This window comes from Olleya sp. ITB9 (genome assembly GCF_001315805.1).
Classification (GTDB): domain Bacteria; phylum Bacteroidota; class Bacteroidia; order Flavobacteriales; family Flavobacteriaceae; genus Olleya; species Olleya sediminilitoris.
Genome location: NZ_BCBW01000032.1, coordinates 22223 through 44514, shown reverse-complemented (window position 1 = coordinate 44514; position 22292 = coordinate 22223). Strand labels below are relative to the sequence as shown.

The window sequence follows — 22292 nt, the reverse complement described above, 5'->3', positions numbered from 1 at the left end:
TAATTTAAGTACTTTTGTATCCTAACTAATAGTGTTTAATGAAGTCTTATTTTAATTACCTATTCTTATGTTGTGTCTTTTTCGCTACTGCACAACAAGAAAAAAATCCATTTACCTTAGAAGCCAATTTTTTCTATGGAAATATTGCTGAACATAACTCAGATATATCTCATCTTATAAAAGGACATCCAACAGGAGTTATTTTAAGTTATAACCAGAAAACATTTGGAAAAAATGCTTGGGAAAGCAGGTTTAATTATCCAGATTATGGAGCTTCTTTTATTTATCAAGATTTAAAAAACGAAACTTTAGGTAATAATTTTGGTGTCTATGCACATTATAATTTCTACTTTTTTAAGCGTAATTTAATGTTTAGGATAGGTCAAGGGTTAGCCTATAATACCAATCCTTATGACAAAGTAAATAATTACCGTAATAATGCGTTTGGGACAACATTATTAAGTAGTACTTATTTGATGTTAAATTACAAAAAAGAAAATGTTTTTAATAATTTTGGATTGCAAACAGGTTTATCTTTAGTACATTACAGTAATGCTAACGTCAAAGCACCTAATAGTTCAATAAATAGTATTACTTTTAATTTAGGCGTAAATTATATTTTAGATAACGAAACACAAACGGAGTATATTAAACACGTCGATAATAAGTTTACTGAAAAAGTAAAATATAATATTGCAGTCAGAACAGGGGTTAATGAGAGTGATGTTATAGATACAGGTCAATATGCTTTTTATGTTATTTCAGCATATGCTGATAAGCGTTTAAACCATAAAAGTGCCATTCAGTTAGGGACTGATGTGTTTTTTTCTAATTTTTTAAAAACGCATATTAGGTATAAATCAGTAGCTTTTCCTGAAGATAATGTCTCTGGAGACGAAGATTATAAACGTGTTGGTTTATTTGTAGGTCACGAATTGTTTATAAACAAAACATCATTAATTACACAATTAGGTTATTATGTGTATTACCCTTTTGATTTTGAAGGTAGTGTCTATAATCGCGTAGGTTTAAAACGCTATTTTGGAGATAAAATCTTTGGTGCATTGACCTTAAAATCTCATGGAGCAAAAGCAGAAGCTGTAGAACTAGGGATAGGAATACGCCTGTAATTTGTTTTTTCGCGTTTGACGCGGAATTTTTTTAAATTAAAACATATCGCTTTCGCGGAAATTATATGAAGAAGCTAATATTTATTTTAACAACAATTGTTCTATTTGGTTGCAACTCTGAAAACGCACCAGATTGTTTTCAAAGTACAGGAGATATTATACAACAAGAGTTTAAAGTTGATGTATTTTCAAAAATAACTGTATATCAAAATATCGAGTTGTTTATAGAGCAAGGTATGACACAAAAAGTTGTTGTAAACACTGGTGAAAATCTTATTGGTGATATCCAAATTTATGTAGAGAATGGTCGTTTAATTTTAAAAGACAATAATACGTGTAATTTAACACGTGATTATGGAATAACTAAAATTTACGTTACAACACCCAATGTAACCGAAATTAGAAATAGTAGCACCTTAGATGTACATAGTATTGGTGTTTTAAATTTTCCTGAATTAACTTTAAAGTCAGAAGATTATAATGGAGACTTTTATAATGTAGGTAATTTTAATTTAGAGGTTAATAGTACAAACATTGCAGTCGTGATTAATAATCTATCTACATGCAAAATTTCTGGTGATACTGAAAACTTAAACATTAATCATGCGTCTGGAAATGGTCGTTTTGAGGGTCGTTATTTAGTCACGAATAATGTTAATATTTATCACAGAGGGAGTAATGATATTGTAGTTAATCCTCAGCTTAGTTTAACTGCTAATTTGGTTAGTACAGGCGATGTGATAGCTGTAACTACACCACCTACAACAAATATTACAGAACAGTTTGATGGTCGTGTGATTTTTGAATAAAACTAATAGTCTTTGACGCTTATTGCTGAGTTTACTTTTAATAAATCAAAGACCATATCATTGTTGTCTGTAGGAGCAATGTATACAGCATCGTAAAAGTTGTAATTAATAATTAAGCCGTTTTTTGCTAAAGCAGGTTTTAAGCAGTACCAGTTACAAGATATTTAAATTAACTAGTTAATTCTCTAAATAAACTTTCTAAACTTGCGTTTTTCTGATTTAACTGCAATATTTTTAGTTGGTTATCGTGTGCAAAATCAAAAACGTGACTTCTCATGTCTTGAGTTGTCGAAAACGTGATTTCGTAAATAAAATCATGTGTGTTTTTAACACTTTTAGCATTTGGTAATCGTAGTAAAAAAGCATCTTCAACACGATAATCAAACTCGACAATTACTGTTTGGTCCTGACCATCACGTAACTCTCTAAGTTTTTTGTTAGCAACAATTTCACCTTTATTAATTATAATAACACGATCACACATAGCTTCAACCTCTTGCATAATATGTGTTGATAAAAACACAGTTTTATCTTTTCCTAAATTTTTAATCAAGTTTCTAATGTCAATTAATTGATTAGGGTCAAGTCCAGTTGTAGGTTCGTCTAAAATTAAAACTTCAGGATTATGCAGTAAAGCATTAGCTAGTCCAACACGTTGCCTATAACCTTTAGATAATTGTCCAATAGTTTTATGCGCTTCAGGTGTTAATCCAGTTAAAGTGATAACTTCCTCCACCCTAGATTTTGAAACCTTATAGACGTTAGCGTTAAAGTTTAAATACTCTCTAACATATTGGTCTAAATATAAAGGATTGTGTTCTGGTAAGTAACCAACACTTTGCTGAACATTTTTAGTATCTGTCAAAACATCATGTCCATTTACTAAGGCATTACCTTCGGTTGGATTAATATAGGTCGTTAAAATTTTCATCATTGTAGATTTTCCAGCACCATTTGGACCTAAAAAACCAACTATTTCTGGTCTGTTTACTTCAAAGGATATATTGTTTAAAGCCTTTTGCGTGCCATAAACTTTAGAGATGTTTTCAACTTTAATCGACATATTTGTAATGTTTACTCAAAAATAGACATTCTGTAAATTATACCATAGATTATTAATAAATCTTTAATTATTTCTTAAAAAGCATAAAAATAGAGACTTAGTGTTTTGTTATGTCATTTAATTAATTACTTTAGCAATATAATTACAATAATGAATTTAATTAACACTACATATTACAACTGGTATTACTTCTTTTTTAGCAAAAGGAGCGAGACGTTGTATATGTAATTTATAAACATATATTTTAAAAAAAGTCTCGATATATATCGAGACTTTTTTTTGTTTAAACCTTTAGGTTTTATTAATAATTTAAGCATCTAACTAACATTAATACGTAATTTTATTTTGATAAAGACAGTCGCAATTCAAGGTATTAAAGGATCATTTCATCATATAGTATCTCAAAATTATTTTGAGACACCTGTTAGTATCTTACCATTTATGTCTTTTGATAATACAGTTGGTAGTGTATTAAAAAACGAGTCTGATGCAGCAATTATGGCTATAGAAAACTCAATAGCAGGCTCTATAATTCCAAATTATGCTTTAATAGATACGCATAATTTACAGATAGTTGGAGAGCACTATTTGGACATTCAACATAATTTAATGGCTTTACCAAATCAGAGTATTCAGGATATAAAAGAAGTGTATTCTCATCCGATGGCTTTATTACAATGCAAAGCATTTTTTAAACAATATCCTCATATAAAATTAATTGAAGATAAGGATACTGCTGAGGTTGCAGAGCGTATACATAATAAACAGTTAAAGCAGGTTGGAGCTATTGCAAGTACATTAGCTGCTAAAATTTTTAAGCTAGATATTTTAGCAGAAAGTATACAAACTATAAAACATAACGAAACACGTTTTGTAATAGTTAAACAAAATAAAGATGAAGTTTTAGAAACCGAAATTAATAAAGCTTCAATTAAATTTGAATTAGATCACAAAAGAGGAAGCTTGGCGACTATACTTAATGTTATGAGTGATTGTAAGCTAAACTTAACAAAAATTCAATCTTTACCAATTATAGAAACTCCTTGGAAATACGCCTTTTTTGTAGACGTAACTTTTCAAGATTTTCAAGACTTTAAAAAAGCAAAAACCATAATGGATATCATGGCAACATCATTTAAAGTCATTGGACAATATAAAAATGCTAAACAATAATGGAAGTAGCAAACAGATTACATAGCGTTGAAGAGTACTACTTTTCTAAAAAATTAAAAGAGGTTAATGCTTTAAAAGCAGCAGGAAAGCCTATAGTTAATCTGGGAATTGGTAGTCCAGATTTAAAACCATCAAGTCAAGTTATTGATGCTTTAACTAAAGCTTTGGTAGAAGATAATGCACATAAATATCAGAGTTATCAAGGTTTGCCAGAGTTTAGAGAAACTATTTCAAAATTTTATGATACACATTATAATGTACAAGTTAATCCTGATTCAGAAGTGTTACCATTAATGGGAAGCAAAGAAGGAATTATGCATGTGTCTATGGCTTTTTTAAACGAAGGTGATGGTGTTTTAATTCCTAATCCAGGTTATCCAACTTATGCAGCGGTTACTAAATTGGTGCAGGCAAAAGCAATACCTTATAATCTTGATGCGACTAACAATTGGTTGCCAGATTTAGCGCAAATTGAAACCCAAGATTTAACTAAAGTTAAATTAATGTGGATAAGTTATCCACATATGCCAACAGGAGCAAAAGCAAATTTTGAAGATTTAAAACAGTTAGTAGTTTTTGCAAAAAAGCATAATATTTTACTAGTAAATGATAATCCGTATAGTTTTATTTTAAATCAAGAACCATTAAGTTTATTAAGTGTACCTGGAGCAAAAGAGGTAAGTTTAGAGTTTAATTCTTTAAGTAAAACTTTTAATATAGCAGGTTGGAGAGTAGGTATGGTTTTGGGTAGTCCAGAGAACATACAATCGGTTTTAAAAGTAAAAAGTAATATGGATTCCGGAATGTTCTATGGTATTCAAAAAGGAGCCATTGCTGCATTAAATAGTCCGCAAGAATGGTATGATGATTTAAATAAAATATATGCAAAACGACGAGAGTTAGTTTGGCAATTAGCAGACAAATTAAAATGTACATATAATAAAAAAGCCTCTGGATTATTTGTTTGGGCTAAAACACCAAAAGGGTATAAGTCAGAGCAGTTTATAGATCAATTGTTACACGATAAAAACCTATTTATTACACCAGGAACCATTTTTGGGTCTCAAGGTGAAGGATATGTAAGGTTCTCACTATGTGCAACACTAACACAAATTGAAGAAGCGATAGCAAGAGTATGATACAAAATATATACATAATAGGAGTTGGATTGATAGGAGGAAGCTTAGCTTTAGATATTAAAAATAAACGTCCTGAAGCCACTATTTTTGGAATAGATAAGTCAGAAGACCATCTAAATCAAGCATTAGAATTAGGTGTTATTAATAACAAAGCAACTCTAGAGGATTTAGATAAGGCAGACCTGGTTATTTTGGCAATTCCTGTGGATGTGTCAGTGACTTTATTGCCAACTGTTTTAGATAAAATATCAGACTTTACTTTGGTTGCAGATGTAGGATCTACCAAATCCGATATATGTAAAGTGGTAGAACATCACCCTAGAAGACGTAATTTTTTAGCAATGCATCCTATTGCTGGAACCGAGTTTTCTGGACCCAAAGCTGCTATTAGAGATTTGTTTAAACAAAAAACTAATATTATTTGTGAGGTCGAAAAAACAGCATTCAAACTTCAAGAAAAAGCAGTTAGTCTGTTTTCCGAAATTGGTATGCGTATGCGATACATGAATCCAGAATCTCATGATAAACACATTGCTTATGTGTCTCATTTATCTCATATCAGTGCCTTCATGTTAGGAAAAACTGTTATTGAAAAAGAAAAAAACGAACGAGATATTTTTGATATGGCTGGTTCAGGATTTGAAAGCACAGTACGATTAGCCAAAAGCAGTCCAGCAATGTGGACGCCTATTTTTAAGCTAAATAAAAATAATGTAGTCGAAACTCTTGACGATTATATAGCTAATTTAACACAGTTTAAAAAACTGATAGAAAATGATGATTTTGAAGGTGTTTTTAACGAAATGAAAGACACCAACTATATAAAACAAATATTAAACGGAATACAATAAAATAAACTGAAAAGTGAAAAATTATGGAAAATAAAAAAGAAATGAGAACTTGGTTGGATGACATGAAGTTAGATCATCCATTAGTAATCGCTGGACCTTGTAGTGCAGAGACTGAAGAACAAGTATTAAAAATAGCGCACGAGCTAAAAGATACAGATGTAAGTTACTACAGAGCAGGAATATGGAAGCCACGTACTAGACCAGGTAATTTTGAAGGTGTTGGAGCTTTAGGTTTAAAATGGCTTAAAAAAGTAAAAGAAGAAACAGGAATGAAAACCTGTACCGAAGTAGCCAATGCTGCACACGTTAAGTTAGCTATTGAAAATGATGTAGATTTACTTTGGATTGGAGCTAGATCTACCGTTAGTCCATTTATCATGCAGGAATTAGCTGATGCTTTAGCAGGAACAGATAAAATTGTATTAGTTAAAAATCCAGTAAACCCAGATTTAGCGTTATGGTTAGGTGGTATTGAAAGATTGTATACTGCTGGAATTAAAAATTTAGGAGCCATTCACAGAGGGTTTTCTACTTACGAGAAAACAAAATATAGAAACATTCCAGAATGGCAAATTGCTATCGAGTTTCAAAATAGATTTCCAGACTTACCATTGATAAACGATCCATCACATATTACAGGAAAACGTGATATGGTTTTTGATGTGTCTCAAACAGCATTAGATTTAAATTTTGATGGGTTAATGATTGAAACTCATTTTGATCCAGAAAATGCATGGAGTGATGCTGCACAACAGGTTACACCTGCATCTTTAATTCAAATGATGGTTGATTTAAAGATTAGAAAAGAATCTGATCCTGAAGCAGAGTATAATCAAGAATTAAGTAATCTTAGAGCGCAAATAGACGTGGTAGATAATCAAATTATCGAAGCTTTAGGTAAGCGTATGAAGATTGCTGACGGAATTGGAGGTCTTAAAAAGGAAAGAAACGTTGCTGTTTTGCAAAGCAAACGTTGGAATGAGATTTTAGGAAAAATGGTTTTAGAAGGTGAGTCAAAAGGTTTAAGTGAAGAGTTTATCTTAAAAATGTTTAAGGCTATTCATCAAGAGTCTATAAACCATCAAGAAAAAATTATAAAAGGATAATTTTGAAAATAGCCTCTAAGAAATTAGAGGCTTTTTTAATTGTGACCTAAGTGACAACATCATATAAAAGAATAATTAAATTAAATTTTAAAATCTATTTTGGTGTCTTTTTTTGTTGGAAGACAAAATAATATCCATATTTGTAATAATGACAGGACGCGTATATAAATCAACAGGAAGCTGGTACACAGTTAAGACCCAACTAGGTCAAACTTACGAGTGCAGAATAAAAGGTAAATTTAGACTTAAAGGTATTAAAAGCACCAATCCAATTGCTGTTGGAGATTTTGTAGATTTTGAATTGGACACAAAATCTGATCAAGAAACAGGTGTGATTAATACCATTCATGATAGGCAAAATTACATTGTACGTAAGTCTGTTAATTTGTCTAAACAAACCCATATTATTGCATCCAATATTGATTTGGTTTTCTTACTAGTTACAATAGATAATCCACCAACTTTTACAAGTTTTATAGATCGTTTTTTGGTTACTGCAGAAGCCTATGATATTAAAGCAGTACTTCTATTTAATAAAATAGATGCTTACAGTGATGATACTTTAGATGAAGTCAGATATTTGGCTCACGTATACAGACAAATAGGTTATGAGTGTATAGGTATTTCGGCTAAGACCGGAAAAAATATAGATCAAGTTAAAGGACTAATGGAAGGAAATGTTAGTATGTTTACTGGGCATTCAGGTGTTGGTAAATCTACTTTGGTTAATGCTATCGAGCCGACTTTGGATTTAAAAACCAAAGCAATATCTATGCAACATATGCAAGGCCAGCATACAACTACATTTGCTGAGATGTTTGATTTAAGTTTTGATGCTAAAATTATTGATACACCAGGAATTAAAGGTTTTGGAGTTGTTGATATGGAGAAAGAAGAAATTGGAGATTATTTTCCTGAGTTTTTTGCTTTAAAACAAGATTGTAAATTTAATAATTGCTTACACATTGAAGAGCCTAAATGTGCTGTGAAACAAGCTTTAGAAAACGATCAAATTGCAGCCTCGAGATATAGAAGTTATGTTCAAATTATAGAAGGAGACGAAGAACATTATAGAACAGATATTTGGGATAAAGAATAAAATGAAAGCAGTAATCCAGCGTGTTAGTAAAGCTAGTGTAACCATTAATAACACAGAAGTTGCTAGTATTAATAATGGCCTTTTAGTATTGTTAGGTATTGTACTTGAGGATACCGAAGAGGATATAAATTGGTTGGTTAAAAAAATAACAAACTGTCGTATTTTTAACGATGATAATCAAGTCATGAATTTGTCGTTATTAGATACCAAAGGAGAAGTTATTGTAGTAAGTCAGTTTACATTACATGCAAGCACAAAAAAAGGAAATCGTCCAAGTTACATAAAAGCAGCTAGACCAGAGGTTGCAATCCCTTTATACGAAACATTTATTAAAAACCTACAATCTGTATTGCCATCTAAAGTTCAGACAGGTCAATTTGGTGCAGATATGAAAGTTAGATTGCTAAATGATGGTCCAATTACTATAATTATGGATTCTAAAAATAAAGAGTGACATGAATAAAAAGGTTGCGTCATTTATCTTAGTTAGTATTATTACATAATAATAAGTTATATAATTAATTATTTGTTTAATGATAATTATACTCAAATTCAGAGGGTTAAAATGTCTGTTTTTAATGGAGTAACGTTGGCTTTTTTTGAAATACTAATTAGACCTTTGCTATTTAAAAATAAGGATTAAAATAAATCGTTAATTTATATAAATTTAAACTAAACAATTTTCTTTTTTTAGGTCTTATTTATATATTGAGAACTAAATTAACAAAATGTTACTTAACCAATTATTTAAAAGTATAAGTCTTATACTTTTATTCTCAACCACCAGTTTTTCACAAGATAATTTTCAATCTTTAATTTTTAATCCAGAACTAAAAAAAAATGCAGATGCTATTGTTAGATCAAGTAACCTGAATTATACAATAGAAGCAAGAGATAAAATAGTAATCACAGAAAAACGAATAGTTACTGTTTTTAATAAAAGTGGTGAAAAACATATTCAAGCAGTTGTTTATTATGACCAATCTAAAACTATCAAAAAGCTAGAAGCAGTTATATTAAACAGTTTTGGAAAAGAAGTCAAGAAGATAAAAAAAAGAGACTTTTTAGATGTAAGTGTAGCTGATGGCGTTTCAATTTTTAATGATACTAGAGCTAAATATTTTGACTATACAGCATCAAGTTATCCTTACACAGTTGTTTTTGAGGCAGAAGTCGTTTCTAATAATACAGCATTTATACCACAATGGTTTCCTGTTAGTAATTATTATTTAAGTGTAGAGCATGCTTCAATATCTATTGATAATCAAACAGATATTCAATTAGATTTTAAAGAAAACAATATTGAAAACTATGAAATTACTAAATTGTCAGATTTCAATTATGAAGTTAATAACCTTAAAGCCATAAAAAAAGAAGCTTATAGTCCTTCGTTTTATCAATTTGCTCCATCTGTTAAGTTCGCGCTTAAACAGTTTAGTATGTTAGGTGTAGATGGTGAAAATAATAACTGGAACGAATTTGGTAAATGGATGAGTGATAAATTAATATCAGGTACAGAGGTTTTACCAGAATCAGTTGTTAATCAAATTAAATCCTTAACTAAAGAAGCAAAAACAGATCTTGAGAAGGCTAAAATAGTTTATAATTTCATGCAAAATAAAACACGCTACATTAGTGTGCAAATTGGTATTGGTGGATGGAAGCCTATGTTAGCAAGCGATGTTGATAGATTAGGTTATGGAGATTGTAAAGGTTTGTCTAATTATACAAAAGCATTATTAGACGCAGTTGGTGTTACATCGTATTATACTATAGTTTATGGTGGTCATGACCTGAGAGATATTGATCAAGGTTTTTCATCATTACAAGGTAATCATGCTATTTTGTCAATACCTAATGGAGATCAGTTTATTACTCTGGAGTGCACAAATCAAACCGTACCTTTTGGTTATAATGCAAACTTTACAGATGATAGAGACGTTTTGATTGTTACTCCTTCCGGAGGAAAAATTATACATACAAAAGTATACTCAGTTTTAGAGAATAGCCAATTTAGCAATGCTAAAATAATTTTGGATAGTTTAGGTGGTTTTAAAGCTAATTTAAACATTCATTCAAAAGGAACTCAATATGATAAATACAGAAGATTTGAGGTGCAAACTGATAAAGAAAATAAACTATCCTATAAAAATAAGTTTTCAGATATAAATAGTCTAGAAATAAATAAAATCAAATTCGAAAATGATAAGGATCAAGTTGTTTTTAAAGAGTCAGTAGATTTGAGTGTTGATAAATATGTTACCAAAGCAGGAGGTCGATGGATATTACAACCAAATGTATTTAATAAGTTTAAATCAGCACCACCAAGATACACAAATAGAAATTTGGATTTTGAAATTGATAGAGGTTTTATAGATGAAGATGAATATAAATTTATATTACCTAGTAATATATTGGTAGAGGCTTTACAAGATGAAGTTAACATAAAAAATAAGTTTGGTGAATACCATTTTTCAATCACAAAACTTGATGACAATCAGTTAGTTTTCAAACGTAAAGTTATTATAAATAAAGGTCAATTTTTAAAAGAAGAATATAAAGCTTTTAGAAAATTTAGACTGGCTATCTCAAAACACGATAATTCAAAAATAATACTAAAAACAACCAATAATTAAATGAAGAAAATCGCTATTATCACAATTTTATTAATCTCTTATTTAAGTCATTCTCAAAATTTTAAATTTGGAAAAGTCAGTAAAGAAGAGCTACAACAAGAAGAGCATCCAACAAATAGTGATGTTAATGCAGCTTTTTTATTTAAAAAGCAATACATCAATTTTCCTTTTAATGAAAATGATGGATTTACTCAAGATATAAAAGTACATGAACGTGTAAAAATATATGACAAAGAAGGTTTTGAATGGGCAACCAAGAAAATTCAATTATATGATGAAAACAGCTCTAAAAGACAAAAAGTTGTAAACTTAAAAGCCTATACCTATACTTTAGTAAACGGTAAAGTAAAAAAAACAAAACTAAAAAGCGAAAGTGTTTTTGAGAAAAAAAACAACCAATATTGGAGAACAAAAACGTTTACAATGCCAGGTCTTTTGGAAGGTTGTATTATAGAATATGAGTATGTTATAAAATCACCGTTTTTGTCTATTGATGATTTAGTTTTACAAGAAGAAATACCCATTAACAAATTAGAATTTGATGTTATTACTCCAGAGTATTTTAATTACAATAAGTTAGTTAACCCAAAATCATCGTATATACCCAAAATTCAAGAATCAAAAAGAAGGAGGAAAGAAACAATATCTAGTAAAAGTCGATCAGGTAATAGGACTGTAAGTTCTACTACAACTATATCAAACTTCGATTTTACAGAAAATGTAATAAAGGTGTATCAGGATGACATACCTGGGCTAACTAAAGAACCTTATACTAATAATATAGATAGTTATAAAACTAAAGTAGCTTTAGAGTATGCTTATTTTAGAGGTAGAGATAGTAAGGTTAAGAGTTATGCTACTACTTGGGAGAAAATTGCAGAAAATATTAATAAAAATGAAAATTTTGGAGGAGAGTTAAAAAAAAATAAATACTTTAAAGAAGTAATTGATAATTTGATTTCAGAAACTAAATCTAATAGTGAAAAATTAAATTTAATTTTTAATTACGTTCAAAATAATATTAAGTGGAATGATTTTGTAGGTGTCTTGACATCTAAAGGGTTAAAATCTGCATTTAAAGATAAGGTAGGTAATATAGCAGATATTAATTTAATGTTGGTGTCAATGCTACGTTACGCTGGATTAAATGCAAACCCAGTCTTGGTTAGTACAAAAAGCAATGGAGTGCCTCTTTTTCCAACACAATCAGGATTTAATTACGTTATTTGTGCTGTAGAAGATACCGATAATGTAATTTTATTAGATGCTTCAAACCCAAATACTAAACCTAATATAATTCCTGAATTTGTGATCAATTGGAAAGGTCGATTGATAAGAGAGAATGGATCTTCAACTTGGATTGATTTAAATCCTAAAAATATTTCTAAATCAATGATATTAGCTAATTATCATTTTAATGAAGATTTATCTATTTCTGGAAAAGCTCGAGAAGTTAAAACTAATTACGAAGCTTTAAGTTTTAGAGATGATAATTTGAGTTCTCAGTCGATAATTCAAAAGTTGGAGAATAAACATTTAGGTTTGACTATTAGTAATTTAGAGGTTAAAAATACTAAGTCTAAATCAAAACCTATATTAAATTCTTATGAGTTTAATATAGAAAATGGACCAGAGGTTATTGCAGATAAATTGTATTTATCCCCTTTGTTATTTTTTAATCAAAAAGAGAATCCTTTTATTCAAGATACAAGATTATACCCTGTAGATTTTGTGTTTCCAAGATCTAATAAAATAACGGTTGGTTTCGAACTTCCAGAAGGTTATATTGCAGAGTTTGTACCTGAAAAAGCCATGGTTAGTTTTAATGATGGCGAAGCTAGTTTTTCTTATTTAATAAAACAAACAGCTAATAATTTTCAATTAATAGCTACATTAGATATTAACAAAACACTAATTTTACCTAAAGATTATGAGAATTTTAAAAGCTTTTATCAATTGGTAATCGATAAGTATAACGAAAAAATAGTGCTTAAAAAACAATAAAATGGATATCAAAAACGCACAATTAGAAGTAGATAATTGGATAAAGAATCATGGTGTTCGTTATTTTAACGAGCTAACAAACATGGCGCAACTTACAGAAGAAGTAGGTGAAGTAGCACGTATAATAGCTAGACGTTATGGAGAGCAAAGTGAAAAAGAATCCGATAAAAACAAAGATTTAGGTGAAGAGTTAGCAGACGTCATGTTTGTTGTCTTATGTTTGGCAAATCAAACAGGAATAGATCTTCAAGAGGCTTTTGATAAAAAGTTAGACCTAAAAACTAAGCGTGATCATGATAGACATCACAATAATCAAAAATTAAAATAACGTAACGTTATTTCTGCGTAAGCAAAATTAATATCACATGAATTTACATTTAAATATATCAGTAATAGAGTCAAAGTCATCCATTCAAATTACAGGCTCAAAAAGCGAGTCTAATAGGTTGTTACTGTTACAAGCTTTATATCCAAGTATTAAAATTGAAAATGTATCCAACAGTGATGATTCTGTATTAATGTCAAAAGCATTAGCTTCTAAAGATCAAATTGTAGATATCCATCATGCAGGAACAGCAATGCGATTTTTAACTGCTTATTTTTCAACTAAAGAAGGTCGTGTTACAGAGCTTACTGGTTCTAAACGCATGAAAGAACGTCCTATTGCAATTCTTGTAGATGCATTAAATCAATTAGGCGCAGACATAACTTATAAAGAAAATCATGGGTTTCCTCCTCTAATAATAAAAGGAAAAAAGTTAACTAAAAGTAAAGTTAATCTAAAGGCAAATGTAAGTAGTCAATACATTTCGGCTTTACTGCTAATAGCCTCTACATTAGAAAACGGTTTAGAATTAACTTTAGATGGAGAAATTACCTCTGTGCCTTATATAAAAATGACATTAAGTTTATTAAATCAAATAGGCATTAAAACGACTTTTGAAGGTAACATCATAACTATTCAGCCTAAGCAGCAATCGCAAGTTGATTTAAAACAATTAACTGTTGAAAGTGATTGGTCATCTGCATCCTATTTTTATAGTATAGTAGCGATGTCTGCTTTAGGTACTACAATTAAACTATCCTCATATAAACAAGATAGTCTTCAAGGCGATTCGGTTTTAGCTAAAATATATCAGGCATTTGGTGTGACTACAACTTATAGCAATAATGCTGTAACTCTTGAAAAAACTAAGGATGTAAATCAAGATACCAATATAGAGTTTGATTTAAAAAATGCTCCAGATATAGCACAAACTATATCTGTAACAGCGTTTGGATTAGGACTAAGTTGTCACTTAACGGGTTTACATACTTTAAAAATTAAAGAAACAGACCGTTTAGTCGCTTTAAAAACCGAAATAGAAAAACTAGGAGGCCAAGTTGCAATTACTGATAATAGTTTAACGCTACAAAAAGCCACAAAACATAATGCTAATATTACAATTGCTACCTATAATGACCACAGAATGGCTATGGCATTTGCACCTTTAGCACTAAAACAAGACATAATTATTCAAGATTATAAAGTAGTTTCTAAATCTTATCCTACATTTTGGGACGATTTAGCAGCTTTGGGCTTCATTTTTAGCGTTTAATAAATAATAATTGGTCATTTACTTGACAAGGCCTATCTCCAGATTGTATATTTGCAATCTTGTTTAACTAAACATTTTTTTATTACATGAAATTATCACACTTCAATTTTGAATTACCTGAAGAGCTTCTAGCGGAATATCCAGCAGAAAACAGAGACGAGTCTCGTTTGATGGTATTAAACCGAAAAGAACAAACCATTGAGCATAGAATGTTCAAAGATTTAATCGAGTATTTCGACGAGAAAGATGTGATGATTCTTAATAATACCAAAGTATTTCCAGCACGTCTATTTGGTAACAAAGAAAAAACTGGAGCAAGAATAGAAGTATTCTTATTACGCGAATTAAATCAAGAGCAACGTCTTTGGGACGTATTAGTAGATCCAGCACGTAAAATTCGTATTGGTAACAAACTGTATTTTGGTGATGACGAAACCTTAGTAGCAGAAGTCATTGACAATACAACATCAAGAGGACGTACATTACGTTTTCTTTATGATGGATCATACCAAGAATTCAGAAAAAAATTACAAGACTTAGGTGAGACGCCATTACCTAAATATATTAAAAGAGAAGTTGAGCCAGAAGACGAGCAACGCTACCAAACCATCTATGCTAAAAACGAAGGTGCAGTAGCAGCTCCAACAGCAGGATTACATTTTTCTAGACATTTGTTAAAACGTCTAGAAATAAAAGGAGTTGACTTTGCAGAAGTAACTTTACACGTTGGATTAGGGACTTTTAATCCAGTAGAAGTTGAAGATTTGTCAAAACATAAAATGGATAGCGAAGAGCTTAAAATTGAAGCTCCAGCAGTAGAAGTTATTAATAAAGCGCAAAAAGAAAAACGTCGTATCTGTGCAGTAGGTACAACAGCAATGCGTGCCATAGAAAGCTCAGTGTCATCAAGCGGTACTCTTAACGAAATAGAAGGATGGACCAATAAATTTATCTTTCCACCATACGATTTCAGTATTGCAAATGCAATGATTACAAACTTCCATACGCCCAAATCAACATTATTAATGATGGTTTCAGCATTTGCAGGACATGATTTCATGAAAAAAGCATACGAAGAAGCAGTAAAAGAAAAGTATAAATTTTACAGTTACGGAGACGCGATGTTAATCATATAAACCTAAATTAATTTAGGAGCACATCCAAAACATAAAACCTCTTTAAACCCTAAAAAGTAAAAGAGGTTTTTTTATGGCATTACTCAAGGGTCGCGCTCTCGACAGTCGCTTTGCATTTGCTTTAATGCAAAAGCAAGAGCTTCAACAAATGTCTCTATCGCTAATGCAATAGCAGCCAAGGCATAGTAAGTAAATTAAAGTATAGTAAATCCGCAAAGCTTTCACTATTTTTGCAATTCAATGGAAATCAAGAAAAAAGACATACGCGCATTAACCAAAGACCAATTAAGAGAATTCTTCCAAAATCAAGGTGATAAAGCCTTTAGAGGTAATCAAGTCTATGAGTGGCTATGGAATAAAGGAGCACACACCTTTGAGGACATGACTAATCTGTCCAAAGACACACGTCAAATGCTACAAGATAACTTTGTGATAAATCATATCAAGGTAGACGTTATGCAACGTAGTAGTGATGGTACAGTAAAAAATGCAGTACGATTACACGATGACTTAATAGTAGAGTCTGTTTTAATACCAACAAAAACTAGGACCACAGCATGCGTCTCTAGTCAAGTAGGTTGTAGTTTAGATTGTAAATTTTGTGCTACAGCACGATTAAAACGTATGCGTAATCTAAATCCAGACGAGATATACGACCAAGTAGTAGCAATAGACAGAGAAAGTAGATTATACTTTGATAGACCACTTAGTAACATTGTGTTTATGGGAATGGGAGAACCATTGATGAACTACAATAATGTACTTAAAGCTATAGATAAAATTACATCACCAGAAGGTTTAGCAATGTCACCAAAGCGTATTGTGGTATCAACATCAGGAGTGCCAAAAATGATAAAAAAAATGGCAGATGATGATGTTAAATTTAAACTTGCAGTATCCTTACACTCAGCAATAGATGAAGTTAGAACATCCATAATGCCATTTAATGCAACATTCCCCTTAGCAACGTTAAGAGAGGCTTTAGTATATTGGTATGAAAAAACAAAAAACAGAATTACTTACGAGTATGTCGTGTGGGAAGGTATAAACGATAAACGTAAGGATGTTGATGCTTTGGTCGAGTTTTGCAAATTTGCACCAAGTAAAGTAAACTTAATAGAATACAATCCTATCGATGATGGAATATTCCAGCAAGCTAAGTCAGAAGCTATTGATATGTATCAAAAAGTTTTAGAAGCTAATAATATAACAGTAACAGTAAGACGCAGTAGAGGTAAAGATATTGATGCTGCCTGTGGACAATTGGCAAATAAAGAATAATTCTTTAATTAAATAATGTAAAACATAAAAAAGGGACTTTAATATTTTATTAAAGTCCCTTTTTTATGTTTTATAACTAAACTTATTCCTTAATAAATTTAATGGTTTGTTCTTGACTGCCAGCTGTAATTGTCATAAAATAAATACCAGTATTTAAGTTGTTTATTTTAATAGATTTATCAATAATACTCTCTGAATTAAGATTAATAACACGTTGACCAACTTGGTTATAAACTTCTACTGTATCAAGTACAGCATCAGATTTAATATGTATAACATCATTAGCAGGATTTGGATAAAGACTAAATTTAGTTTTATTAAATTGTTCAACAGATAGATTAGGATCTGCTTCAGTAGTAAAACTCCAAACTGTACCTGTAGATGTACCTGCACAGTTTGTGCTTTCTATATACCAATAGTAAGTTGTATCGTACTCCCAATCATAAATTACTCCATCACCATTATCAACAGGGTCAATTGTCCCTATATCATTGCCAGAAGTCGTAGTTCCTAAGCTTAAACTATAAGATGACGCTGCTCCACCTGCAGTGTCATCAGCCCATAAAAAAGGTGTGATAAGTAGTTCTGTCGGATCTGTTGTATCTATTGCAACGCCAATAGCTCCATTAGCAGGAGTAGGAGTTATAGCAGCAACAGGAGCACTGTCTGTACAAGATGTTGTTGTAAAACTCCAAACAGTTCCTGTTGTCGTACCAAAACAATTTACAGCATCCACTTTCCAGTAATATGTTGTGTTATATTCCCAGTCATAAGTAATTCCATTTCCACTAGTAGCTCCAGTAATGGTCCCTAAATCAGCACCAGAAGTGGTGATTCCTAGTGTAAGGTTATAGCTATCCGCAAGATTACCTGAGGTTGCATCAACCCATTCAAAAGGTGTGATTAAAAGATCTGTTGGATCTGTCGAGTCTATTGGGATATTAGTAGCACTATTTATAGGTGTTGGTGTTGTTGCAGCATTTGGAGCACTTGTCGCTGTGCATGTACAGGTAGAACATTCTATGTTAGTGGCTATATCTGTATTTCCTCCTCCAGTACAAATACTATTAACTGTCCAGAAACAGTAGATGCTAGTAACTCCAGTACCAGCAGTAAATGTAACAGAATTTGCTCCATGAGTTATTACTGTTGTAGCATCACTTTCAGTTACAGTAATATACATTGCTGCAGTTACTGTATATGTCTCTCCAGGAACAATACCTGTTAATATAGAAAATTCGTTGTCAGCATAATTGTCAATAGCAATTGATTGAACTCCTGGAGCATTAGAAATATTTACACTAAATGATGGCCATTGGAAGTCTTGATTGGTACATTGTCCATAAGACCAATTTATAAAGCCTAAAAATAAAATAAATAATAGAGTAGTTTTTTTCATATTGTTAGTATAAGTAGTTTAGTATTGATTAAAGTTATTTAAATATACTTTTTTTAGAAGTGATTTAACATATTTTTAAGCCCAAGGATCTGTATTTTAATAAGTTGTGTGAATGTTTGTGCTAATATTATGGATAATGTATTAAAAAAGGTCAATATTTAAAATATTAAAATCAGAGTAATATGTAATTTTGTTTTATGATTAATTTTATTAATCACTTACAAAGAAGTTCTTTAATTATCATTAATTTTGCTAAAAGCACTTTAAATTGAAAATTACCGAACAAATAAAACAGCCTATTGCGTTTGAAATGGAACTTTTTGAACAAAAATTTAGGTTGGCAATGTCTTCTAAAGTTGCTTTACTAAATCGTATTACTTATTATATAGTTAATCGTAAAGGGAAGCAAATGCGACCTATGTTTGTCTTTTTGGTAGCCAAAATGGTGTCTAATGGAGAGATTAGCGAGCGTACTTATCGAGGAGCTTCAGTAATTGAGCTTATTCATACCGCAACTTTAGTTCATGATGATGTTGTTGATGACAGTAATAAACGTCGTGGCTTCTTTTCAATTAATGCCTTATGGAAAAATAAAATAGCTGTACTGATTGGTGATTTCTTATTATCAAAAGGACTGTTGTTATCTATTGATAATAATGATTTTGATTTATTAAAAATCATTTCTATTGCTGTAAGAGAAATGAGTGAAGGTGAATTACTTCAAATTGAAAAAGCCAGAAAACTTGATATCACAGAAGACGTTTATTATGAAATTATAAGACAAAAAACAGCAACATTAATTGCTGCTTGTTGTAGTCTTGGTGCAGCCTCAGTAAAACCTAATTCTGTTGAGGTTGAAAGTATGCGTAAATTTGGAGAGTTAATAGGTATGGCATTTCAAATTAAAGATGATTTGTTTGATTATGGTAAACAAAGCATAGGTAAACCTACAGGAATAGATATTAAAGAGCAAAAAATGACGCTTCCATTAATATATGCTTTAAATAATTGCTCTAAAAAGGACAAAAAATGGCTAATTAACTCGATTAAAAATCACAATAAGGATAAAAAACGAGTAAACCAAGTCATTGATTTTGTTAAGCAAAATGGAGGTTTAGATTATGCTATTTCTAAAATGGAAGCTTTTCAGCAAGAAGCTTTATTGCTACTTAATAATTTCCCGCAATCTGAATACAAAGACTCACTTGAGTTAATGGTTAATTACGTTATTGAAAGAAAAAAATAATTTTTTTTCATCCTCAGGCAACCATTAGTATAAAGTTTGCGTCTTTATAAATAGAAGACCAAACTAAATAACATTTTTGTGAAGGTAGTAACTTTATTTAATAACGAAGCCAAGCTAATAAAAAAAGCAATTCAGAATAATCGTGAAGCACAACACGTATTGTTTGAAATGCATGCGCCTAAAATGCTAAGTGTATGTCGTTATTATGTAAAAGACCTTCAACACGCTGAAGAAGCTATGCTAAATGGTTTTTTTAAAGTGTTTTCTAATTTAAAAAACTTTAAATCAGAAGGAAGTTTTGAAGGTTGGATAAGACGCATTATGGTAAGAGAGTCTATTTCTTATTTAAGACAAAAAAAAGAAGTACAGTTTGTTTATGAAGATTATCAGCATGTTGAGATTGAGGATTCAAATTCGCAACAATATGATGTAGCCCAATTACAAGAATTAATTGATACGTTACCCGAAGGCTATAAAATGGTTTTTATAATGTATGCAGTTGAGGGTTACAAACATGCTGAGATTTCAAAGCTTTTAAATATAAGTGAAGGAACATCAAAATCGCAGTTATTTAAAGCAAGAAAATTATTACAAGAAAAAATTAAGGCATTAAACACAAAAGATTATGGCACCAAATAAATTTGAAAATCATTTAAAAGAGACTTTGGATCGTCGTACAATTACGCCAAGTAAAAATGCTTGGAGTCAATTAGATTCAAGATTAGATAACCAACAAAGTAAACGTAAATTTCCGTTTTGGTTGTTAGGGTTGGCTGCTACCTTTACAGGAGTTTTCTTAGCTGTTTTTCTATTTAATAATAATCAAGTAGAACCCATTAATGTTGTAATAGATCTTAAAAAAGAAAAAATAGAGGTTCCTGTTAAAAAAATAAACAAAAAGAAAATTGAAGTTGCGAACTCAGGAGAAACAGAAAAAGAAACAAAAACAAAACAAGAAGAAAGTACTAAAATAAAACCAAGTAAGATCTCTTCTAATAATATAAATAAGACTATTGCAAAAGTTTCAGTATCTACTAAAATAGAAAAGGGTAATCAACTTACTACTAAAGCATCTGTTTCTGAAAATGATAATAATACTGCAGTTGCTAATGCAATTACAGATTCAATTAAACCTAATAACGCTTCAAGTAAACCATCTGTTAATAATGAAGCGGAAGTATTATTAAATAAAGCTTATGCTGAGGTAAGACAGAATAAAAATAAATATAAATCAGAAAAAATAAACGCTAATTCACTATTGGAGGATATTGAAATGTCATCTGAAAAATCCTTAAAAAACAGATTGTTTCACGCTGTAAAATCAGGCTACGAAACTTTAAAAACGACAGTAGTTGAACGCGATTATTAAATCAATTAATCATTAACAAAAAACGAACAATTATGAACACCATTACAAAACATTTAGTATATATGTTATTAGTATTGACAGCTTATCAGGTCAGTGCGCAGGATCAAGATTCGGTTACTAAACTAGAAGAAATTAAAGCAACCATTAAAGCTCAAGAAAAAGAAGCTTTAAAAGTTGAAGTCGACCTAATTAATGACCAGTTAGAAGCAGATGAGATTTCTTTTGATGAAGCTGAAGTTTTAAAAAGACTTGCTGCAGAAAAAAGGGCATCTAATATTGAAAACAGAATAATCATTGCTCAAAACCGATTAGACTATTTAAAGCGTAATGATAAAGAGTTTGATGTCAACACTAGAAAAACACTACTTTCACTAAAAATTGGTGATGATGATAATAATGAGATTTTAGGTATTCATACAGCTGTAACGCCTCCAAAAAAAGACATACGTACGTCTAATCAATTGATATTTGCAATGGGATTTAATAATGCTATAATTGATGGTGTAAATTTAGATGATTCACCATACAAATTAGGAGGTTCTGGTTTTGTAGAGCTAGGTTGGGTTTGGAAAACAAGAGTATTTAAACAGTCTAATTTTTTAAGATTTAAATATGGTTTTTCATTACAATGGAACAAATTAGATATTAAAGATAACTTATACTTTGTTCAAGAAGGTGATCAAACAACATTACAAGAATTTGATGGAGATTTAAAACAAGCTAAGTTTAGAACTACTAGTTTGGTCTTACCACTTCATTTTGAGTTTGGACCATGGAGTAAAAAAGAATATGATGATGGTAGAATACGTTATAATACTTATGATAAGTTTAAAATAGGTATTGGAGGTTATGTAGGTGTAAATGGTAAAGCAGTACAAAAATTAACGTATAAAGAAAATGGAGATCGTGTTAACGATAAGGTTAAAAAAAGCTTTAACACCAATACGTTTACTTATGGATTAAGTGCTTATGTTGGTTTTGATGATATCAGTTTATACGCAAAATACGATTTAGCACCAATTTTTAAAAATCAAACCATTGATCAAAATAATATTTCACTAGGTCTTAGAGTTGATCTAGATTAAATTAGAGATTATTTTTTTCAAAAAAGCACTTCTTTTTTTAGTAAAGGAAGTGCTTTTTTGTTTTTGGATGTTGTAAACACTCATTTTTTCAGTGTGTTAAATAAAAATTATTTTTTTTGTAAAAAAGTTTTTTATTCAAAAAAAAGTATTTCATTTGTAGCCATAATA

At 30.5% G+C, this 22292-nt stretch carries 21 protein-coding genes; 18 read left to right on the top strand and 3 right to left on the bottom strand.

The genetic code is table 11. The features are described 5' to 3' along the window. Positions 1–38 precede the first annotated feature (38 nt). Positions 39–1130: an acyloxyacyl hydrolase gene (locus ITB9_RS08835; RefSeq protein ID WP_054851932.1), complete on the top strand. Its 1092-nt coding sequence runs from the start codon at positions 39–41 to the stop codon at positions 1128–1130. Between the two features lie 65 nt (positions 1131–1195). Continuing rightward, a complete protein-coding gene (locus ITB9_RS08830; protein ID WP_054851931.1) occupies positions 1196–1939 on the top strand; it encodes a head GIN domain-containing protein in 744 nt (247 codons plus the stop codon). Between the two features lie 2 nt (positions 1940–1941). Here ITB9_RS08830 and ITB9_RS15365 read toward each other — a convergent pair whose 3' ends face one another. After that, entirely contained in the window at positions 1942–2103 is a 162-nt protein-coding gene (locus tag ITB9_RS15365) for a PH domain-containing protein (RefSeq protein ID WP_082396142.1), read from the bottom strand. A gap of 5 nt (positions 2104–2108) precedes the next feature. Continuing rightward, on the bottom strand, positions 2109–3002 hold the full coding sequence (gene gldA, locus ITB9_RS08825) for a gliding motility-associated ABC transporter ATP-binding subunit GldA (protein WP_054851930.1): 894 nt from the start codon (positions 3000–3002) through the stop codon (positions 2109–2111). Between the two features lie 345 nt (positions 3003–3347). On the opposite strand from gldA, the gene ITB9_RS08820 reads away from it, so the two are divergent. The 12 genes from ITB9_RS08820 to rlmN all read left to right on the top strand — a co-directional run bounded on the left by ITB9_RS08820 (position 3348) and on the right by rlmN (position 17025). Further along, complete coding sequence (locus ITB9_RS08820; protein WP_054851929.1) at positions 3348–4175, top strand: prephenate dehydratase; 828 nt, start codon at positions 3348–3350, stop codon at positions 4173–4175. Further along, the gene (locus tag ITB9_RS08815; RefSeq protein ID WP_054851928.1) at positions 4172–5314 is read left to right on the top strand and encodes a pyridoxal phosphate-dependent aminotransferase; all 1143 of its coding nucleotides are present in this window, start codon (positions 4172–4174) and stop codon (positions 5312–5314) included. The genes ITB9_RS08820 and ITB9_RS08815 overlap by 4 nt, the downstream gene beginning before the upstream one ends. Beyond that, entirely contained in the window at positions 5311–6165 is an 855-nt protein-coding gene (locus ITB9_RS08810; protein ID WP_187294262.1) for a prephenate dehydrogenase, read from the top strand. Before ITB9_RS08815 ends, ITB9_RS08810 begins: the two co-directional genes overlap by 4 nt. Positions 6166–6188: 23 nt before the next feature. Further along, on the top strand, positions 6189–7271 hold the full coding sequence (locus tag ITB9_RS08805) for a bifunctional 3-deoxy-7-phosphoheptulonate synthase/chorismate mutase type II (RefSeq protein WP_028289027.1): 1083 nt from the start codon (positions 6189–6191) through the stop codon (positions 7269–7271). Between the two features lie 148 nt (positions 7272–7419). Beyond that, positions 7420–8370, top strand: coding sequence for a ribosome small subunit-dependent GTPase A (rsgA, locus tag ITB9_RS08800; RefSeq protein ID WP_028606534.1), 951 nt, complete (start codon positions 7420–7422; stop codon positions 8368–8370). 1 nt (position 8371) lies between these two features. Next, positions 8372–8824 (top strand): D-aminoacyl-tRNA deacylase, encoded by a 453-nt coding sequence (gene dtd / locus ITB9_RS08795; protein WP_054851927.1) that lies wholly within the window; start codon positions 8372–8374, stop codon positions 8822–8824. Between the two features lie 274 nt (positions 8825–9098). Next, positions 9099–11006 carry a DUF3857 domain-containing protein gene (locus tag ITB9_RS08790; protein ID WP_082396138.1) on the top strand — a complete coding sequence of 636 codons (1908 nt, stop codon included), beginning with the start codon at positions 9099–9101 and terminating at the stop codon, positions 11004–11006. Continuing rightward, entirely contained in the window at positions 11007–13010 is a 2004-nt protein-coding gene (locus ITB9_RS08785) for a DUF3857 domain-containing protein (RefSeq protein WP_054851926.1), read from the top strand. 1 nt (position 13011) lies between these two features. Continuing rightward, positions 13012–13338, top strand: coding sequence for a nucleotide pyrophosphohydrolase (locus tag ITB9_RS08780; protein WP_028284341.1), 327 nt, complete (start codon positions 13012–13014; stop codon positions 13336–13338). Positions 13339–13375: 37 nt separating this feature from the next. After that, the gene (locus ITB9_RS08775) at positions 13376–14608 is read left to right on the top strand and encodes a 3-phosphoshikimate 1-carboxyvinyltransferase (protein ID WP_054851925.1); all 1233 of its coding nucleotides are present in this window, start codon (positions 13376–13378) and stop codon (positions 14606–14608) included. A gap of 86 nt (positions 14609–14694) precedes the next feature. Continuing rightward, positions 14695–15744, top strand: coding sequence for a tRNA preQ1(34) S-adenosylmethionine ribosyltransferase-isomerase QueA (gene queA, locus ITB9_RS08770; RefSeq protein ID WP_054851924.1), 1050 nt, complete (start codon positions 14695–14697; stop codon positions 15742–15744). A 240-nt stretch (positions 15745–15984) separates the two neighbouring features. Beyond that, positions 15985–17025 (top strand): 23S rRNA (adenine(2503)-C(2))-methyltransferase RlmN, encoded by a 1041-nt coding sequence (gene rlmN / locus ITB9_RS08765; protein WP_054851923.1) that lies wholly within the window; start codon positions 15985–15987, stop codon positions 17023–17025. An 82-nt stretch (positions 17026–17107) separates the two neighbouring features. Here rlmN and ITB9_RS08760 read toward each other — a convergent pair whose 3' ends face one another. Continuing rightward, complete coding sequence (locus ITB9_RS08760) at positions 17108–18424, bottom strand: T9SS type A sorting domain-containing protein (protein ID WP_054851922.1); 1317 nt, start codon at positions 18422–18424, stop codon at positions 17108–17110. 268 nt (positions 18425–18692) lie between these two features. On the opposite strand from ITB9_RS08760, the gene ITB9_RS08755 reads away from it, so the two are divergent. The 4 genes from ITB9_RS08755 (at position 18693) to ITB9_RS08740 (ending at position 22124) form a co-directional block, all read left to right on the top strand. Further along, the gene (locus tag ITB9_RS08755; RefSeq protein ID WP_028606527.1) at positions 18693–19670 is read left to right on the top strand and encodes a polyprenyl synthetase family protein; all 978 of its coding nucleotides are present in this window, start codon (positions 18693–18695) and stop codon (positions 19668–19670) included. Between the two features lie 78 nt (positions 19671–19748). Continuing rightward, the gene (locus ITB9_RS08750; protein ID WP_054851921.1) at positions 19749–20309 is read left to right on the top strand and encodes an RNA polymerase sigma factor; all 561 of its coding nucleotides are present in this window, start codon (positions 19749–19751) and stop codon (positions 20307–20309) included. Further along, complete coding sequence (locus ITB9_RS08745; RefSeq protein ID WP_054851920.1) at positions 20296–21039, top strand: hypothetical protein; 744 nt, start codon at positions 20296–20298, stop codon at positions 21037–21039. The genes ITB9_RS08750 and ITB9_RS08745 overlap by 14 nt, the downstream gene beginning before the upstream one ends. Positions 21040–21071: 32 nt before the next feature. Next, entirely contained in the window at positions 21072–22124 is a 1053-nt protein-coding gene (locus ITB9_RS08740; protein ID WP_054851919.1) for a hypothetical protein, read from the top strand. Positions 22125–22292: the final 168 nt, after the last annotated feature.

Bases quoted from the DNA above. Each gene is read 5' to 3' on its own strand.
- ITB9_RS08835 (WP_054851932.1), top strand. From the start codon at position 39: ATGAAGTCTTATTTTAATTACCTATTCTTATGTTGTGTCTTTTTCGCT.
- gldA (WP_054851930.1), bottom strand. From the start codon at position 3,002: ATGTCGATTAAAGTTGAAAACATCTCTAAAGTTTATGGCACGCAAAAG.
- queA (WP_054851924.1), top strand. From the start codon at position 14,695: ATGAAATTATCACACTTCAATTTTGAATTACCTGAAGAGCTTCTAGCG.
- ITB9_RS08775 (WP_054851925.1), top strand. From the start codon at position 13,376: ATGAATTTACATTTAAATATATCAGTAATAGAGTCAAAGTCATCCATT.
- ITB9_RS08790 (WP_082396138.1), top strand. From the start codon at position 9,099: ATGTTACTTAACCAATTATTTAAAAGTATAAGTCTTATACTTTTATTC.
- dtd (WP_054851927.1), top strand. From the start codon at position 8,372: ATGAAAGCAGTAATCCAGCGTGTTAGTAAAGCTAGTGTAACCATTAAT.
- rsgA (WP_028606534.1), top strand. From the start codon at position 7,420: ATGACAGGACGCGTATATAAATCAACAGGAAGCTGGTACACAGTTAAG.
- ITB9_RS08745 (WP_054851920.1), top strand. From the start codon at position 20,296: ATGGCACCAAATAAATTTGAAAATCATTTAAAAGAGACTTTGGATCGT.
- ITB9_RS08740 (WP_054851919.1), top strand. From the start codon at position 21,072: ATGAACACCATTACAAAACATTTAGTATATATGTTATTAGTATTGACA.
- ITB9_RS08760 (WP_054851922.1), bottom strand. From the start codon at position 18,424: ATGAAAAAAACTACTCTATTATTTATTTTATTTTTAGGCTTTATAAAT.
- ITB9_RS08785 (WP_054851926.1), top strand. From the start codon at position 11,007: ATGAAGAAAATCGCTATTATCACAATTTTATTAATCTCTTATTTAAGT.
- rlmN (WP_054851923.1), top strand. From the start codon at position 15,985: ATGGAAATCAAGAAAAAAGACATACGCGCATTAACCAAAGACCAATTA.
- ITB9_RS08810 (WP_187294262.1), top strand. From the start codon at position 5,311: ATGATACAAAATATATACATAATAGGAGTTGGATTGATAGGAGGAAGC.
- ITB9_RS08830 (WP_054851931.1), top strand. From the start codon at position 1,196: ATGAAGAAGCTAATATTTATTTTAACAACAATTGTTCTATTTGGTTGC.
- ITB9_RS08805 (WP_028289027.1), top strand. From the start codon at position 6,189: ATGGAAAATAAAAAAGAAATGAGAACTTGGTTGGATGACATGAAGTTA.
- ITB9_RS08780 (WP_028284341.1), top strand. From the start codon at position 13,012: ATGGATATCAAAAACGCACAATTAGAAGTAGATAATTGGATAAAGAAT.